The 16,112-nt window shown below is 62.1% G+C and carries 15 protein-coding genes; 8 read left to right on the top strand and 7 right to left on the bottom strand.

The features are described from left to right. Window positions 1-2 precede the first annotated feature (2 nt). The 3 genes from C2L65_RS34870 to C2L65_RS34880 all read left to right on the top strand — a co-directional run bounded on the left by C2L65_RS34870 (window position 3) and on the right by C2L65_RS34880 (window position 2,737). Window positions 3-1,238: an SfnB family sulfur acquisition oxidoreductase gene (locus C2L65_RS34870; RefSeq protein WP_042306153.1), complete on the top strand. Its 1,236-nt coding sequence runs from the start codon at window positions 3-5 to the stop codon at window positions 1,236-1,238. A 38-nt stretch (window positions 1,239-1,276) separates the two neighbouring features. Then, complete coding sequence (locus tag C2L65_RS34875; RefSeq protein ID WP_042306152.1) at window positions 1,277-2,347, top strand: substrate-binding domain-containing protein; 1,071 nt, start codon at window positions 1,277-1,279, stop codon at window positions 2,345-2,347. Between the two features lie 81 nt (window positions 2,348-2,428). Beyond that, window positions 2,429-2,737 carry a hypothetical protein gene (locus C2L65_RS34880; protein WP_042306251.1) on the top strand — a complete coding sequence of 103 codons (309 nt, stop codon included), beginning with the start codon at window positions 2,429-2,431 and terminating at the stop codon, window positions 2,735-2,737. Between the two features lie 48 nt (window positions 2,738-2,785). Here C2L65_RS34880 and C2L65_RS34885 read toward each other — a convergent pair whose 3' ends face one another. The 7 genes from C2L65_RS34885 to C2L65_RS34915 all read right to left on the bottom strand — a co-directional run bounded on the left by C2L65_RS34885 (window position 2,786) and on the right by C2L65_RS34915 (window position 9,112). After that, window positions 2,786-3,598 carry an ABC transporter permease gene (locus C2L65_RS34885; protein ID WP_042306151.1) on the bottom strand — a complete coding sequence of 271 codons (813 nt, stop codon included), beginning with the start codon at window positions 3,596-3,598 and terminating at the stop codon, window positions 2,786-2,788. Continuing rightward, window positions 3,591-4,781, bottom strand: a complete 1,191-nt coding sequence (locus C2L65_RS34890; protein WP_042306150.1) for an ABC transporter substrate-binding protein — start codon at window positions 4,779-4,781, stop codon at window positions 3,591-3,593. The genes C2L65_RS34885 and C2L65_RS34890 overlap by 8 nt, the downstream gene beginning before the upstream one ends. Before the next feature lie 19 nt (window positions 4,782-4,800). Beyond that, the gene (locus tag C2L65_RS34895) at window positions 4,801-5,562 is read right to left on the bottom strand and encodes an ABC transporter ATP-binding protein (RefSeq protein WP_042306149.1); all 762 of its coding nucleotides are present in this window, start codon (window positions 5,560-5,562) and stop codon (window positions 4,801-4,803) included. Next, the gene (locus C2L65_RS34900; RefSeq protein WP_042306148.1) at window positions 5,559-6,668 is read right to left on the bottom strand and encodes an acyl-CoA dehydrogenase family protein; all 1,110 of its coding nucleotides are present in this window, start codon (window positions 6,666-6,668) and stop codon (window positions 5,559-5,561) included. Before C2L65_RS34900 ends, C2L65_RS34895 begins: the two co-directional genes overlap by 4 nt. Further along, the gene (locus tag C2L65_RS34905; protein WP_042306147.1) at window positions 6,665-7,231 is read right to left on the bottom strand and encodes a carboxymuconolactone decarboxylase family protein; all 567 of its coding nucleotides are present in this window, start codon (window positions 7,229-7,231) and stop codon (window positions 6,665-6,667) included. The genes C2L65_RS34900 and C2L65_RS34905 overlap by 4 nt, the downstream gene beginning before the upstream one ends. A gap of 99 nt (window positions 7,232-7,330) precedes the next feature. Continuing rightward, a complete protein-coding gene (locus C2L65_RS34910) occupies window positions 7,331-8,326 on the bottom strand; it encodes an AraC family transcriptional regulator (RefSeq protein ID WP_042306146.1) in 996 nt (331 codons plus the stop codon). 207 nt (window positions 8,327-8,533) lie between these two features. Further along, window positions 8,534-9,112 carry a TetR/AcrR family transcriptional regulator gene (locus C2L65_RS34915; protein WP_042306145.1) on the bottom strand — a complete coding sequence of 193 codons (579 nt, stop codon included), beginning with the start codon at window positions 9,110-9,112 and terminating at the stop codon, window positions 8,534-8,536. A 133-nt stretch (window positions 9,113-9,245) separates the two neighbouring features. On the opposite strand from C2L65_RS34915, the gene C2L65_RS34920 reads away from it, so the two are divergent. The 5 genes from C2L65_RS34920 to C2L65_RS34940 all read left to right on the top strand — a co-directional run bounded on the left by C2L65_RS34920 (window position 9,246) and on the right by C2L65_RS34940 (window position 15,487). Then, entirely contained in the window at window positions 9,246-9,890 is a 645-nt protein-coding gene (locus C2L65_RS34920; protein WP_042306144.1) for a glutathione S-transferase family protein, read from the top strand. A gap of 373 nt (window positions 9,891-10,263) precedes the next feature. Beyond that, the gene (locus tag C2L65_RS34925) at window positions 10,264-10,635 is read left to right on the top strand and encodes a hypothetical protein (RefSeq protein WP_081920839.1); all 372 of its coding nucleotides are present in this window, start codon (window positions 10,264-10,266) and stop codon (window positions 10,633-10,635) included. 234 nt (window positions 10,636-10,869) lie between these two features. Next, window positions 10,870-12,273: an ATP-binding protein gene (locus C2L65_RS34930; protein WP_042306142.1), complete on the top strand. Its 1,404-nt coding sequence runs from the start codon at window positions 10,870-10,872 to the stop codon at window positions 12,271-12,273. A gap of 164 nt (window positions 12,274-12,437) precedes the next feature. Then, window positions 12,438-14,099, top strand: coding sequence for an FAD-dependent oxidoreductase (locus tag C2L65_RS34935; RefSeq protein WP_042306141.1), 1,662 nt, complete (start codon window positions 12,438-12,440; stop codon window positions 14,097-14,099). Further along, entirely contained in the window at window positions 14,096-15,487 is a 1,392-nt protein-coding gene (locus C2L65_RS34940) for an ATP-binding protein (RefSeq protein ID WP_042306140.1), read from the top strand. Before C2L65_RS34935 ends, C2L65_RS34940 begins: the two co-directional genes overlap by 4 nt. Window positions 15,488-16,112 lie beyond the last annotated feature (625 nt).

The following is a 16,112-nucleotide window of genomic DNA, read 5'->3' on the forward strand; positions in this document are numbered from 1 at the left end:
TCATGGCCGAAACGGACGTAACGGATCAACAGCAGGCGGATACGAACACGCGCACTGTGCGCGTGATTTCGGATGACGCACAGGCCATTGCCGTCGCGCATGAACTTGCGCGGCGTGTCGCTGCGGGCGCGTCCGAGCGCGATCGCGAGCGTCGCCTTCCACGCGAAGAAATCGAATGGTTCTCGCAATCGGGGCTTTGGGGCATCACGGTGCCTAAGGCATATGGCGGCGCGGGCGTGTCCTTCGTCACGCTGACTGAGGTGATCAAGATCGTCTCTGCCGCCGACCCTTCGCTTGGACAATTGCCGCAGAACCATTTCGGCCTCGTCGATGTCATTGCGTTGACGGGAACCGAAGAGCAGAAGCGCTATTTCTTTGCGCAGGTACTGGGAGGCAAGCGCTTCGGCAACGGCTTCTCCGAGAAAGGCACGAAACATGTGCTCGATCTCAAGACGAAGGTGCGGCGAGAAGGCGACGAATACGTGATCGACGGCACGAAGTTCTATTCGACGGGCGCACTGTTCGCGCATTTCGTGCCCGTGCTGGGTCTCGATGATGAACGCAAGGCATGGCTCGCGTATATCCCGAAGGGCACGGCGGGCCTCGATGTGATCGACGATTGGTCCGGTTTTGGCCAGCGCACGACCGCAAGCGGCACGGTCACGCTCGATGCAGTGCGCGTGCGGGCTTCGCACGTGCTGCCTGCGCAACGCGTATCGGACGAGCCGACCCTCAACGGTCCGGTTTCGCAGATCATTCAGGCCGCGATCGATGCGGGCATTGCGAAGGCCGCCATCGACGACACGCTTGCGTTTGTGCGAACACGCACACGCCCGTGGGTGGACAGCGGCGTCGAAAAGGCCAGTGACGATCCACTCACGCTGCGCGAAATCGGCCGCCTGCATATCCAGTTGCATGCCGCGGAGGCGCTGCTCGAGCGTGCCGCGCGCGTGATCGACGAACTGGCGGCGAAGGGCGAGACGACGGAAGACGATGTCGCTCGCGCGTCGGTGGCGGTGGGCGAGGCGAAAGTGTTGACCACCGAGATCGCGCTGCTGGCGGGCGAAAAACTCTTCGAACTCGCGGGCACGCAATCCACGCTGAGTGAACACAACCTCGACCGTCACTGGCGCAACGCGCGCACGCATACGCTGCACGATCCCGTCCGATGGAAGTATCACCTCGTCGGCAACTACTATCTGAACGGCGTGAAACCGGCACGCCACGCATGGAACTGACGTCGTCAGCCACTACACATCAAACAAGGGGAAATTCGATGAAATCGCTGTTTCAAAGCCGGTCGGTATGGTTGCGCGCGCTCGGCGCGCTGACATTGTGCTCGGCCACGGTATTGTCAGCGGCGTCCGTGAGCGCAGAGCCGCTCAAGGGCGCGCCGGCTCCGTTCGACAAGGGCGGCGTGCGGATCGCGCTCGTCAACTATCTGTCGACGGGCGACTTCTTCCAGGCGTACGAAGCGGGTGCGCAGAAACAGGCCAAGGCGTTGGGCGTCGACCTACGTATTTACGAAGGCCGCCAGGACGCTTCGGAACAGCGTGAACAGATCCAGCAGGCGATCAGCCTTGGCGTGTCGGCCATCATCGTCAATCATGGCTTGCCGGAGTCGCTGAAGGACGTCGTGCAACGCGCGCTGGATAAGGGCATCAAGGTCGTCGCTTTCGACGTGGATCTGGCTAACCCCAAGGTCCCGCAGATCGAGCAGAGCGATCATGATCTTGCCTCGCTATTGCTCGATCAGGCAGTGAAGGACAACGGCGACACGTTTGCGGCGGGTTACGTGTACGTCGCGGGCTTTGCACCTCTCGACAGGCGCGACGCCGTGTGGCGCGACTTCAAGCGCGCGCATCCGAACGTGCAGGAAAAGGCGCGCTGGGGCACGGTCGATAATCCGATCGCGCAGTCGGTTGCGAACCAGGCTTCGGCTGCGTATCGCGCGCATCCGGAGATTCGCGTCGTGTTCGCACCGTACGATGAGTTCGCGCGCGGCGCGAAACTGGCCGCCGACGAGGCGAAGCTCTCGTCGAAGCTGCGCATCTACAGCGCGGACATATCGACGGCCGATATCGAAGCCATCCGTGCGCCCGGCAGCGCGTGGGTGGCGACAGCGGCAACCAATCCCGCCGTCGTCGGTGCTGTATCGGTGCGCGCTGCGGCGCTGCTGGTGGCGGGGCAGGACCCGGGGCATCACATCGTCGTCAAGCCGACCCTGATCACCCGCGACGATCTGGTGAAGAACGACATCAAGACGATCGCGGATCTTGGCGCGAAATTCCCCGCATTCCGTTCGAGCGATGCAGCGACCGCCGCGTGGATTCCGGCCGCGCAATAAGCGGCGAGGGCGCATGCGCTTTGCCGGATGACGGCGCATGCAATCGGCTGGCGCGAGCGAAAGCGAAACTCGGGAGAAGTCATGCTGTTCTATCACCGTGGGATAGCCGTCCAGACGTCGGCCGCGAAACGCGGCCGGCTCTTCGTGTCGCGCGTGTCGATTCTCGAGGAGGACGGCGAAGCGACATCGCTGGGAGACCTGGGACACTTCGCCAACCGGCAAGCGGCCCTGGCGTTCGCCGTGTTATGTGCGACGGCATTTGCCGATGATCAACCGATGCCGAAGCCGCCGTGCGAAATCCGGCGTTTCTCCAGAGATCGTCAGTCGGGAGTTGTCGACGGCGGGGAAAGCGCCACGACGGATGAACACGCAATCAACGAATCGTCGTGATAGAGGGCGTCCCGAGCATCGCTATGCATGCACCACGCGACGGGCCATTCAGAACTGTTGAAGCCTTCGATAGGCAAGACGCGCGAGCAGATCGAGCGCGAATCCCAGCAGACCTATCACGAGAATGACGGCCGTCAACTCGGAATAGGCAAGCCGGTCTCGTGTGTCGAGAATCAGATAACCGAGACCCGCACTGACGCCGAGCATTTCAGCAGGCACGAGCACAATCCACAGAATACCGATGGCGAGCCGCACGCCGGTGAGCACATGCGCCGCGATGCCCGGCACAAAGATATGCCACAGCATTTCCGCTCGCGTCGCGGCAAGACTCTCGCCGAGTTCGATCCAGCGGCGATCGATTTGCCCGACGCCCGATGCGGTGCTCAATATCACAGGCCAGACGGCGGCGAACGCCAGCAGGAAATACACCGCGTGATCGCCTACTCCCAGCGACATCACGGCGATCGGCATCCACGAAAGCGGCGACACCATGCGCAGAAGCTGCATCGTCGGCGACAGCGCATGCTCCAGCCAGCGGATGCGCCCCATCGCAAACCCCGTCGGCACACCGACAAGCAGCGCCCAGAACAGCCCGACCGCAACGCGCTTCAGGCTGGTCAGGACATGACCGAACAGCTGATCCTGAGTGACGAGTGCAGGTAGCGCGGCGAGCGCGCGCTGAGGGGCGAACTGCGCCACCATGGCATTGCTACGGCCGAGCAGCGCAACGGCGAGCCACCACAGCGCGATCACCGCGACGAGCCCGAGCGTACCGAGCAACACAGCTGACCCGTTGATACGGGCGCGCGGCGCGCCAGCGGAGGCGCGCTGGGCAGGCTCACGAACGAGGACACTAGACAACGATCGTCTCCTTGCGCGCAAAGCCGGCCGGCTGGCCGAAGGCCGCCATGCCACCCGCCTTGTCGATACTCTTTCTGACGAACCGGTCGTCGATGAGATCGCGCGCGACGAATGCCGGGTCCAGTTTGGCCAGGAACTCACTCGACCCGTCCACCTGAGTGGTCTTAAGACGGCGTACCAGTTCCTCGGCATAGCTCGGATAAGGGTAGGGCTGGAAATCGATCCGTCGCGCGTGCCAGTCGGCATGCACGATCGCACGGTCGCCGAGATAGCGGCTTTCATCACCCGGCGGCGGCGCCAGAACGCGTGCGAGCAGTTGCGAGTCGTGCGGCGTGTAGTGGTTGGGGCCTTCCTTGGAGAGCAGCTTCGCGGCGTCCAGCGGATGCGCCCGCGTCCACAATTGCGCCTTCACGATGGCATCGACGACGCTCTGCGACCACGCGGGCCGTTGCGTCAGGTCGCGCTCGTGCATGAACACGACACAACATGCGTGGTTTTCCCAGACATCGCCCGTAAAGCGAAGAATCTTGCCGACGTTCCGGCGTTCCGCCGCCGCGTTGAATGGCTCGGCCACGATGTAGCCCGCGATCTGCCGCGACGCAAGGGCGGGCGGCATGTCCGATGGCGCCATCACGATCAGGTTGACCTCTTTGGCCGTCAACGCGCCGTTTTTCTTCAGGACAGGTTGCAGCCCCTGCGCCCGTAGCATGTCCTGTAACACGACGTTGTGAACGGAATACCAGAACGGCACGGCAACGGTCTTGCCACCCAGGTCCGCGAGCGAATTGATGTCGGGTGTCACGGTCAACGCCGACCCGTTCACGTGGTTCCATGCGACGATCTTCGCCTGCGCCTGGCTGCCGTATCGCGCCCACACGGTCATCGGAGAAAGCAGGTGGACGACGTTGACCTGCCCAGAGAGAAACGCCTCGACTAGCTGCGCCCAGCTCCGCAGCAGAACGGGCTTGTCTGCGCGAACGCCTGCCGCTTCGAAATAACCGTTGTTGTGGGCGACCAGCAGCGGCGTGGCGTCGGTGATGGGCAGATATCCGATCCGCACAGGCGCGTCGGGTTCAGCCGCGGCTTTCGCGTTCAGCGCGCCGAGCAGCGGCGCAGCACCCGCGACCGTGAACATGGAGGCGAGCTTGAGCCACTCGCGGCGGGACATCGGCAGTTGACACATTTCATTTTCCCCGATCAGATCAGGCAGCGCGAGACATCGAGTTTTGCAGCGCCCGCAGTATTTGAATACGCATTTCGCCGAGCTTCTGGATGTGCGGCGCACGCGGCGCGGGCACATCGACGGTCCATTCGTCGACGACGGTGCCGTTGTTCCCGAGCAGCAAGATACGGTCTGCAACCAGAAGCGCCTCGTCGATATCGTGCGTGACGATGAGCGTGGACGCGCCCGTATGGCGAACGACCTTCACCAGCAGTTGCTGCATGTCGGCGCGCGTCACTTCATCGAGCGCGCCGAATGGCTCGTCCAGTAGCAACGCTCTCGGCTGGCGCGCGAGACAGCGCGCCAGCGCGGCACGTTGCGCCATGCCGCCCGAAAGCTGCGAAGGCGTCCAGGTTCGGCTGTGCTCGAGCGCGACTTCACGCAGCGCGAGCGTCACACGTTCCTTGCGGCTGGCGCGGGAAAGATGCGGCTGACGCGCGAATGTCAGGCCAAACGCAACGTTGCGCTCGACGCTGAGCCACGGCAGCAGGCACGGATCCTGGAAGGCGAGTGCTACATCGGCGTGTGGACCGGCGACGGGTTGATCGTCCACCAGCACCGTGCCCGATGAAGGCCGAACGAGTCCCGCGACCGTGCGCAGAAACGATGATTTGCCCGCGCCGCTCGGCCCCAGAATCGCGACGAGTTCTCCGGGTTCCATCGAGAAATCGACGCCCTGAAGGACACTGCGGTTCGGATAACGCAGCGTGAGCCCGGCGGTGCGAATGCGCGCGCCCGTCATTGAGCGACAGTCCGTTCGTGCAGCGCCAGCTGGCTCTTCAACTGGACGAGACTTGGCGTCACGATGGGGATAAACGACGCTTCTCGCACCCGGCGCGCCGTTCCCGCCTGCTGGCGAAGATAGCCACGCCCGCCCGCTGCCTGGACTTCCAGCCCTACAGCGGCGCTCACGGTCTGCGCGAGCGAGATCCGCAGTTCGAACAGCGATGCCGGCCGCTGCAGAAAGCTCGCATCGCTGACGCCTGTCATCAGTTGATCCGTTTCGGCGTCCAGTGTCGCTTCGATGCGGGCAGCTTCGGACTTGATAGTGGCACGCGTACCGTCGCCGGCTTCAGCGACGGCAGCCAGTGCGCGTCGCGCGAGTCCCAGCGAGAGCCCGCATTGAAGTCCCAAAAACGCGGGCCGTACGCGTGCGAGAAAGGCCGGCGCGTCAGCGCTTATCTGATACTGCTCATCGAGCACCGCGTCCTTCAATGTCAGGGCGGCTGTATTGCTCGCGCGCAATCCAATCAGATCGAGGTCGTCGCTGCGATGTGCGCCCTCTGTGTCGCTGGGAATGGCGAAGATCGACGGTGGCGCGGCGCCGGCGTGATCGAATGCGGCGGCGGCAAGAAAGCCTTCGCGTCGAAGGTTCGTGATCCACGGCAGGCTGCCGTTCAGCGTCCATCCGCTGGCTTCGCGGACAGCATGCATTTGCAGCGATTCGATGTTCGACAAGAACTTCATCGCGTTCGAAAGCCCCGTAGCGCCCGCAAGTTCACCCGTCAACAGGGCAGGGAGCCATCTGTCGCGCAGTGCCGTATTGGAGCTGTTCAACAGGTATTCGATGAACGTTCGATGTCCCCACAACACGAACGCAGCCGTCACCGAGCGCTGTGCCACCTGTGCGACCGCGCCGATTGCGTCGGCTATCGAGCCACCGCCCCCACCCAGTGCAAGCGGCACGCCGATTCCAAAGATCTCTGCGCGTGCGAGGCGAAGCAGCACTTCACCCGCACGGGATTGTTCGATATCCAGCGCTTCGGCGTTGGCGTCGAGCCATCGCGCCAGTTCGCCTTGCAGCGCGTCGCTATGGCTTTGGCTTTCGATGGAATCGATTGAACTCATGCGACGGTCGCCTTCGGTTCCCAGCGATAAGCCGCGAGTTCCGGATTCAACTCGTTACGCGAGAGATTGTTGGCAAAGTTGCATAGCGTTGCGAGGCTGACGCCGAGTATGACCTCGAGTGCGTTGGCGTCGGTAAAGCCCGCGGCGCGGAACGCCGACAGTTCGCCGTCCGCCACTGCTCCACGACTCGCAATGACAGCGCGCGTGAACACGGCGACGGCATCGAGTCGCGGGTCGGAAAGCGGTTGCTGGCTCCGCACGTCTTCGACTAAAGCCTGAGGCAATTGCGCCTTCTTCAACGCAACGGCAGTGTGTCCTGCGACGCAGAAACCGCAGCCGTGTATACCCGCCGCGGTAATCTGCACGACTTCGCGCTCGGCGAGCGTAAGACCGCTGCGCCCGTTGATTTCTCCGACCTTCAGATAGGTTTCGAGCGCAACGGGTGCGTTCGCGAGCGAGGCGACCAGATTCGGCAGAAAGCCGTTATTGTCGAGCGCTTTCTGAAGATAAGGGCGGCTCGCTTCGGGCGCGGTTTCGACGGTGTGCAGTTGCAGACGGCTCATGGCTACCTCTCTGGTAAAGCCTCATTGTTGGCGCTCGTGTGGCAACCAGCAATGCGCGCCTGTCTCAACTTTCTGCTAATTCGTCTCGCCGTGAGGTAACTAGTGCGCCGATACGCGATTCTCGATAGATGTCGCGATGTGGGCAGCCGAAGCGTTTCGTTCTTTTCGGCACGCACCGGGATGCAGGCCGGTGACACGTCTGAAGGCCTGCGCAAAAGCCGACTCGGATTGATAGCCCACCTGTTCCGCAGCATCGAGCGTGCTCGCGCCCTGCCGAAGCATCTCGGCCGCGACTTTCATCCGCAGCATGGCCAGAAACTGGGCAGGCGGTTGCCCGCTCACCTCAGCGAATTGCCTGCAGAACCTGGCGCGTGACATGTGGCAGAACGTCGCCATTGAATGCGTGGTCCATTCTTGCGCCGGATGCTCGATGATGGCGTTGACCAGCGGCGCGAACTCAGACCTGCGCATGACGGACCACAATCCGGGCGCAAAGTCATCCGCGCTCGCAACCGAGCGCAGCGCATAGAAGAACAGCAGGTCAGCGAGGCGATTGACCAACGGAGAAGGCGCATCTCCCGTGCGGATTGCTTCTGTCCGGATCAGTTCGAATACGACACGTGCGCCGGCGAGTTTGACGTCGTCGTGTCGCGCGATGATGTGATCGGGCAATAAACCATGAATCGCCTCGCCGAGATCCGATCTGTACTCGAAGAAGCCACATGCCAGCCCCACGCCGCCTGCGTTCCCCGACAATGTCCCGTTCTCTGCTTCGAGCGGCGTCATCGTGCCGGTTCGGACCGTGAACTCGGAATCGCCGGGCGGCAGCGCGTCCGGCGACAGACAATGAATCATGTCGTGCAACAGGAAAACGGCGTCGCCTTCCGCGAGCCGTGTACTCGCCGCCGGCTGACCGTTACGTGGCGGTAAGTGCAGCCAGCATTCGCCATGAAGAACGAGATGGAAACTGGCGCGCTGATGGCCGGCCGTGGATGCACGATAGTCACCGCAATACTGGCCGACATGAAACAGCGTGCTGCGCAGTTCGAGCCCGGAGAGCAGCCAGTCGGCGGCTTTTTCGGCGGTAGTCAACATCGCGGATCGCAAAGGTTAGGGCAGGGTTGCCGGTGAACGACCTTCTACGTTACCGCTTCTCCGTCAACTCGCAACGAAGCGATGCTTCAAAGCTTATTCTTGAACGCCATATGGCTGGCGTGGGGTTTTTCCTCTGATCTATCAGACTGAGACTGGGCGTAGATCGCCTACGCGTCACCCAACGGGATACGCTGCCTTGGTTGAGCCTCAGGGAATCAGTCCGTGCGTTCGATACGCGCGCATCGTCTCATCGAAAACCCGAAGGTCCGACCGGCCGCGCGCAATGAGTTGCGCCCCTTCGATTGCCGCGAAGATCGCCATCGCACGAGCCTTGTTTGCTTTCTTGTCCTTTCGCTCGGCATCGAGCGAAAGCAGGCGAGTCAGCCATTCGACGTTGATATCCATGAATCGCTGTACCTCGACCTTGACCTCCGCGGGAAGATCGTGATGCTCGGCAGCCATGATGCCGCTCAAGCACATGCGGTTGTCGTTTTCAAGGGCTGCTCGAAACACCTTGATGTAGTGGTCGAAGGTCGCGCGCTCGCTCCTGTGCTGCTCGAGCAAGCCCTCCAGAAATGCGATCGCGTCGTCGCTGTACTGCCGCGCGAGCGCCGCGCCCAGGTCGCCCTTGGTCGGATAGTGATGGTGAACGGCGGGGCCCTTGATGCCGACTTCGTTCGCGACCTCGCGAATGCTGAGCGCGTTGTATCCGTGGGCCTGCACCATGTGGCGCGCCACCGCGAGGATGCGGCTTTTCGTGTCGGGAGTATTCATGCGCGCAATCATAGCAGATCACTTACCAACTGGTTCGTAAGCTTACTTATCGATAAGTAAGTCTTGACACAACAGCTCAACCCTCTCTACGATTCGATCTCACTTACTTAGCGGTTGGTAAGTAAACTTCGATCAAGGACCAGATATGAAAATCTATGACATCCCCGGGTTCCCGAACCCGTTGCGCATTCGCATCGTGCTGGCCGAGAAGCGGCTCGCTTCGCAAGTCGAGTTCGTCAAGGTCGACTTGCCTGCGGCGGAACACAAGCAAGCCGCGTTTTTGAGGATCAATCCGACAGGCACCGTGCCCGTGCTCGAACTCGACGATGGAACCCGCATCGCTGAATGTACGGCGATTACCGAGTATCTCGACAATCTGGACGGCGACCCGATCCTCACGGGCAAGACCGCGCGCGACAAAGGTGTGATTCACATGATGCAAAAGCGCGCCGAGTCGGAACTCATCGATCCTGTAGGCATTTATTTTCATCATGCGACGGCGGGATTGGGCGATGCGCTGCGCGAATACAAGCATCCACAGTGGGCGGCTCGCGCCGAGTGGGGGAAGCTCCAGGGCGAAAAGGCCGTCGCGGGCATGCGCTATTTCGATAGCGTGCTTGAAGCCCAGCCTTATGTCGCGGGCGATGCGTTTTCGATGGCCGACATCACCGTCTGGGCTGGGCTGCTGTTTGCGCACTTCGCCAAAATCGACGTGCCGGCCGATTGCAACGCGCTTCGCGCATGGAAAGAAAGGGTCGATGGGCGTGCGTCGGTTGTGAATCCGGCGTAGAAACTGGTTGGAAGCCGGTACTTAATCTACCGGTCCTCCGATTTGCAGCAGAGCCGCTGGGCGAAAGCGCGGCATCGAATGGTGATAGTTCACCGTTGCGCTGGAGACGATGACCACCCTGTGCTGGGCGTAACGCAAGTCCCGGGGTTTCCCGGTTTTTTTCGCGTTGCGTGGATGCTCCTGGCGAACATCGGGACTCGCGCCCCATGTGCGCTGCATCGAGATACCGAAGAATTCATTCCGGCGTTTCGCAATGACACGGGCAACATGCCGGCGCGACGCTTTGAGTCAGCGCCGCTTCCGCGCGTTCTCGCATTTCTGCAAAGCTAGAAGTGGAAAGGAAACACAGCATGGTCAAAGAGGGAGAACGGCCATGAGCACATTCAGTGCTTTGACCGAATGGGTGAAGGATATGTGGCCGTTGCCGCTTGTTCTGGCCGCTGCTGTGCGCTTTGTTATTGCATGGTTATTCAGTCGCCGTGCGGCCCTGGACCGGAAACAGCTCGATCTGGAAATCGCACGGCTGCGGGATGACGCGGATCGCGCCGAGCGGGGAAGGGTCCATCTCGTGCGCGAAATCGAGAAACTGATGGCCGACTTCGAGCGTCAGCAACGGGCGGACTCGGTGGCCGTGCGGCGCATCGATATGCCGGACCGCGATCGACTTTCGTCTGGTGTCGGCACCGCCGTGTCCGGGTGCCATTTCCGAGCCGACTGGTTTCAGCCGCCGCCATCATCGCAATAATCACGCAGTGCCTTTTAACGTCTCCGTTGACTGCTTCTTTTCGCGTCGTCGCAGCGAACCGATACCAGCGTTCTACCTGTTGAGTACGGCTTGCCCTGTCCTGCTCTAGCGCTCCCCGTCGACCTGCCGATCACCTAAACTGAATCAACGGGTTCGAAGCCGGCGACATGCGCTGTAGCCGGGCTGCTGCCTGTTTGTAGCGCGGGACTTCTGTCTGAGCAGCGAGAGCGAGCCATGATCGAACTCCACACGTTGAGCAAGGTACCCGTGTTCGCCGACCTCACGGAGGACCGGCTGCAATGGCTGCGTGACAACCTGACCGAATTCTCCGTCAGTGCCGGCGAGGTGCTGCTGCGCGAAGGCGAAATGACCACGAGCCTGCTGATTCTGCTCGAAGGCGAACTCACGACGACGAGACGCGACGACGGACGGGACTACGGCGAGCGCTTTCCTGCGCCGGATGTGTTCGGCACGCCGTGCGTGATCGCTTCGATACCTTTCCCGGCCACGCTGACGGCCATGCGCGAGAGCCGTCTTGCGCGGCTGCCTGAGGCGGCTTTCCGCGAACTGTTCATGTCGTGCGGTCCGTTTGGGCGTGTCGTCGCGCGCGTGATGACGGACTGGCTGACTGCGCTGGAAACAGCGGATCTCAATCGCGCGAAACTCGCCGCCCTGGGCAAGCTCGCGGCAGGGCTCGCGCACGAGTTGAACAATCCCGCTGCCGCTTTGACGCGTGCGCTCGATCACATGCGCCGCGAGTTTGCGGCGCTCGAAGATGCGGCGTTGGCGCTCGGCTGCAATGCCGTGCCGCGCGAGGTCGTTGCTCGACTCGGCGCTCTGGCAAACGGCAAGGCGCCTGACGGCACGCTGAATTCGTTGCAGCGAAGCGATGCAGAAGAGCGGCTCGGCAACTGGCTGGCCAAGCATGGCGTCACGAAGCCTTGGCTCGCGGCACCCGTCCTCGTTGCCCACGGCGTCACCGTGGAGGACCTTGGCCCGTTGGCCGGCAGCCTGGACATGCGGCAGTTCGATTCCTCCGTCGGCTGGATTGCACGTGTGCTGGACCTTCGCTCGATGATGGACGAAGCGATGCAAGGCGCACTGCGCATCTCCGATATCGTGGCCGCGATGAAGTCGTATTCGTTCATGGATCAGGGCCCGCAGCAGGAGATCGACATTCACGACGGCATCGACGACACGCTGACCGTGATGATGCACGAGATGAAGCGCGGCATCGACGTGATACGCGACTATGACCACAGCTTGCCGCGTCTTCAGGTGTATGGGAGCGAATTGAACCAGGTCTGGACGCGGATCATCGAGAACGCGATCGAGGCGATGAGCGGGCAGGGCACGATCACGATCCGAACGCGGCGCGATGCCGACTGCGCCGTCGTCGAGATCGCCGACAATGGGCCGGGCATTCCGCCGGAGGCCTTGACCCATCTCTTCGAGCCTTTCTTCACTTCAAAGCACGTCGCCGGGGCGCACGACCATGGCTTGGGGCTCGGTCTGCATATTGCGTACCGCATCGTGGTCAACCGGCACGGCGGGACGATACAGGCGCAGTCGGGTCCGGGCTGCACGACTTTCCGCGTGACACTGCCGTTGGGCTTCGACGTGCCGCCCGCCGCATAGCCACGCATATCAAACCGGCCCCATTTCACGATCGATATAGCAATCCCGACCTTGGCGCAGCAGCGCCTACAATGCTTGCAACAGACGCCGCGATTCATCGCTGACGCAGATGCACCAACAGCGCGGAGCCAGCGTTTGAACTGGCGTGAGCCGCTGACGCTGTCATGGAAAAACCCGTAATCCTCGCTGTCGATGACGACCCGATCGTGGCCGGTGCGGTCGCGCGCGATCTTCAGGTGGCGTACGGCGAGCATTATCAGATCGTACGGATGGAGTCGGGGTCGGCCGCGCTGGAAGCGGCGCAGCAATTGCGTCTGCAAAACCGTTTCATTGCCCTTTTCATCGCGGATCAGCGCATGCCGCAGATGAGCGGAATCGAGTTCCTCGAACAGGCAATCGAGCTGTTCCCGGAAGCCAAGCGCGTGCTGTTAACCGCTTACGCGGATACCGACGCCGCGATCCGTGCGATCAATACGGTGCATCTCGATCAGTATCTGCTCAAGCCGTGGCATCCGCCGGAACAGAACTTCTATCCGGCGCTCGATGACCTGCTCGCGGACTGGCACGCGTCGTTTCGCCCCGCGTCGCAAGGCCTCCGTCTGCTCGATCACCGCTGGTCGCCGCAAGGGCATTTGCTGCGCGACTTCATGGCGCGCAATCACATTCCATTCCGATGGCTCGATGTGGAGCGGCACGACGAGGCCGATCCATTGATCAACGCGCTGCTTCCGGGCATGCGTCAGTTGCCCGTGCTGATATTCGAGGACGGCACCGTGATGAGCCGTCCGACGACCGCGCAGATCGCCGAGCAGGTAGGACTGCGCACGCGCTCGACCACACCGTTCTTTGACCTCGTGATCGTCGGCGGCGGCCCGGCGGGGCTCGCTGCCGCCGTGTATGGCGCGTCGGAAGGACTGCAGGTGGCGATCATCGAATGTGATGCGCCCGGCGGTCAGGCAGGCACCAGTTCGCACATCGACAACTACCTTGGTTTTCCAGCGGGCGTGAGCGGCGCGGAGCTGTCGCGGCGCGCGCTGATGCAGGCAAGGCGCTTTGGCGCCGAAATGATACTGACGCAACATGCGGTGGGCTTGCGAATCGAAGCGCCCTACAAGTTCGTCAGGCTCTCCGATGGCTCCGAGGTCAGCTGTCTCGCGCTGATGGTCGCGAGCGGCGTGTCGTATCGCAAACTGGAAGCGCGCGGCGTGCAGGCGCTGACGGGCGCGGGCGTCTATTACGGCGCGGCGCTCGTCGAGGCCGTCGCTTGCGCCAATCAGGATCTGTATATCGTGGGCGCCGCGAACTCGGCGGGACAGGGCGCGATGTTCCTTTCCAGGTACGCGCGATCGGTCACGTTGCTGTGCCGGGGACCGTCGCTGAGCGCGGGCATGTCGCACTATCTGGTCCAGCAGATACACGAAACCGGGAATATTCGCGTGCGGCCGTATACCGAGGTCGAGAGCGTGAGCGGTGACGGACATCTCGACGCCATTACGTTGCGTGACGTGCAGACTGGGCGCGTCGAAACGGTTGAAGCGAGCGGCCTGTTCGTTTTCATCGGCGCTGCGCCTTGCACGGAATGGCTGCGCGGGGTCGTCGAGCGGGACGAGCATGGTTTTCTGCTGACGGGCCGCACGCTGGTCAAGGGCGGCAGGAAGCCTTCGGGATGGCAGGTTGGACGCGATCCGTATCTGCTCGAAACGAGTGTCCCGGGCATCTTCGCGGCGGGCGACGTGCGCGCCGATTCCGTCAAGCGCGTGGCGGCCGCTGTCGGCGAAGGATCGATTGCCGTGCATTTCATCCACCAGTATCTGGCGAGTCCATGAGCGATCTGTCCGTGCTGTTCGAGATGCCCCTCTTCTCTGGACTGCCCGAGGAGCGACGCACATGGCTGCGCGCGAATCTGGACGAATACCATCTGAAGACAGGCGAGATCCTGATGCGAGAGGGGCAGCGCGTCACGCATCAGTTCGTGCTGCTCGACGGCGAAATCGTGACGGAAAAAATGGTGGGCGGGCGGCAAGTGTTCGATGACCGGCGGCCCGCGCCGACATCGATTGCAGAGACCTCGCTGCTCGCGGGCATGCCGCTGCCATTGACCTTCACGGCCGCGACAGATTGTTTTCTGGTCGCCCTTCCGGAGTCGGTGGTCCACACGCTGCTGAACGAATGCGAGTCCTTCAGCCGTCACATCTTCCGGTCGATCTACGCGCGCATCACCGCTTATGACGCGTTTATCCTCAATGGCGAGAAGCTTGCCGCGCTGGGGCGCCTGTCGGCCGGCCTCGCACATGAACTGAACAATCCCGCCGCCGCCGTGGCGCGCGCTGCCGATTGTCTGCGCGAGTCGCTCGACACCATGCGTGAGGCAACGCGAGCGCTGGTTGTGAGCGCGATGCCCGCCGAGGTCGTCGACATGCTGGACGGCTGGGCAAGCCGTGCCGTGCCTGCCGCCGATACGACGCCTCAAGCTGCATTGCGGCAAAGCGAAGCCGAAAGCCTGCTCGCCGATTGGCTCGCTGCACGCGGACTTTCGAAACCGTGGCTGATCGCGCCGCAACTCGCGGTGGCCGGGTTCTCACCGGACGATCTCGAACCCGTCGCCGCGCGGGTGACACCAGAGCAATTCGGCGCGGGCGTCCGTTGGCTGGCCGCGACGCTGGAGCTGCGGTCTTTGGGAAACCAGGCCTGGATCGGCGCGGGCCGTATCTCCGAGATCGTGAAGGCGATGAAGGACTATTCATATATGGACCAGGCGCCATTGCAGGAGGTCGATATACATAGCGGCATCGAGGATACGCTGACGATCATGCAACATAAGCTCAAGCAAGGCGTGACCGTGAAGCGCGACTACGATCGCATGCTGCCGCTCGTTCCCGTCTATGGCAGCGAGCTGAATCAGGTGTGGACGAATCTGATCGACAATGCCGTCGACGCGATGAATGGCAACGGCGAACTCACGATACGCTCGCTCAAGGAAGGCAGTTTTGCGGTCATCGAAATCATGGACACGGGGTCCGGCATTCCGGACGATATCGTCGCGCGGCTTTTTGAGCCTTTCTTTACCACCAAGCCTTTGGGCAAGGGCAATGGCCTGGGGCTTCACATCGCGTATCGGACCGTTGTGCAGCGGCATAACGGCACGATCAGCGTCGCGTCGCGCCCCGGCGAGACGAAGTTCAAGGTGTGTTTGCCGCTGGCAGCGCGTCATTGAAGGCAAGGCGCGCTTATTGCAAGTGTCGGAACGGGCGCACTGAATAGTACGGTCGCGCTAAATAGCCATTGCTTTAATTATGTGAAGCTTTCGTGCGCGAAACACATCGGCGTTCTGGACCGTCTAAACGTCAGTTTCGTCGACTTGGATATTCCTCAGCGCGTCCTATACTGATAGTGAGCCGCGCGGAAGCCGGCCCCTGAAGCATAGCGAACGATCAAGTCGTTCAATGGGGCGCGGTAGCGGGGCCACGGAAACGCCTGTGTTAATACGCGGGCGTTTTCTTTTTGTGGCCCACAAGACGCTGTCATGCAGCAAGTTTCGACCAGCGTGAAGTGCAAGTGATGGGTCGCGATGCGTGTTTCGGCCCGAACCACTCATCGAGGAGTATTACGAAGAGGCGATGACAGTCGGGATGCCGCCGTACGACGGTTGCAAATTCACAGAGAACCGGTTTCGCCAGGCCGGTGGAGAAGCGCTGCGGACGTTCTACGGACAGAAGACAAAAATCATCAGCGAGGACGCGCAGCGAAAGCACAAGTCCGTTGCCGAGCGGCTTGTTTAACTTGCAGTCCGGACGGCCTTCGTCATAGGAAGGATGCCTTATCGATGAGACAGGGCGGCA

It is taken from the genome of Paraburkholderia terrae, from assembly GCF_002902925.1.
Lineage (GTDB): Bacteria > Pseudomonadota > Gammaproteobacteria > Burkholderiales > Burkholderiaceae > Paraburkholderia > Paraburkholderia terrae.

Coding starts and splice junctions, on each gene's coding strand:
- C2L65_RS34870 (WP_042306153.1), top strand. CDS start 3: ATGGCCGAAACGGACGTAACGGATCAACAGCAGGCGGATACGAACACG.
- C2L65_RS34875 (WP_042306152.1), top strand. CDS start 1,277: ATGAAATCGCTGTTTCAAAGCCGGTCGGTATGGTTGCGCGCGCTCGGC.
- C2L65_RS34880 (WP_042306251.1), top strand. CDS start 2,429: ATGCTGTTCTATCACCGTGGGATAGCCGTCCAGACGTCGGCCGCGAAA.
- C2L65_RS34890 (WP_042306150.1), bottom strand. CDS start 4,781: ATGTGTCAACTGCCGATGTCCCGCCGCGAGTGGCTCAAGCTCGCCTCC.
- C2L65_RS34895 (WP_042306149.1), bottom strand. CDS start 5,562: ATGACGGGCGCGCGCATTCGCACCGCCGGGCTCACGCTGCGTTATCCG.
- C2L65_RS34900 (WP_042306148.1), bottom strand. CDS start 6,668: ATGAGTTCAATCGATTCCATCGAAAGCCAAAGCCATAGCGACGCGCTG.
- C2L65_RS34905 (WP_042306147.1), bottom strand. CDS start 7,231: ATGAGCCGTCTGCAACTGCACACCGTCGAAACCGCGCCCGAAGCGAGC.
- C2L65_RS34910 (WP_042306146.1), bottom strand. CDS start 8,326: ATGTTGACTACCGCCGAAAAAGCCGCCGACTGGCTGCTCTCCGGGCTC.
- C2L65_RS34915 (WP_042306145.1), bottom strand. CDS start 9,112: ATGATTGCGCGCATGAATACTCCCGACACGAAAAGCCGCATCCTCGCG.
- C2L65_RS34920 (WP_042306144.1), top strand. CDS start 9,246: ATGAAAATCTATGACATCCCCGGGTTCCCGAACCCGTTGCGCATTCGC.
- C2L65_RS34925 (WP_081920839.1), top strand. CDS start 10,264: ATGAGCACATTCAGTGCTTTGACCGAATGGGTGAAGGATATGTGGCCG.
- C2L65_RS34930 (WP_042306142.1), top strand. CDS start 10,870: ATGATCGAACTCCACACGTTGAGCAAGGTACCCGTGTTCGCCGACCTC.
- C2L65_RS34935 (WP_042306141.1), top strand. CDS start 12,438: ATGGAAAAACCCGTAATCCTCGCTGTCGATGACGACCCGATCGTGGCC.
- C2L65_RS34940 (WP_042306140.1), top strand. CDS start 14,096: ATGAGCGATCTGTCCGTGCTGTTCGAGATGCCCCTCTTCTCTGGACTG.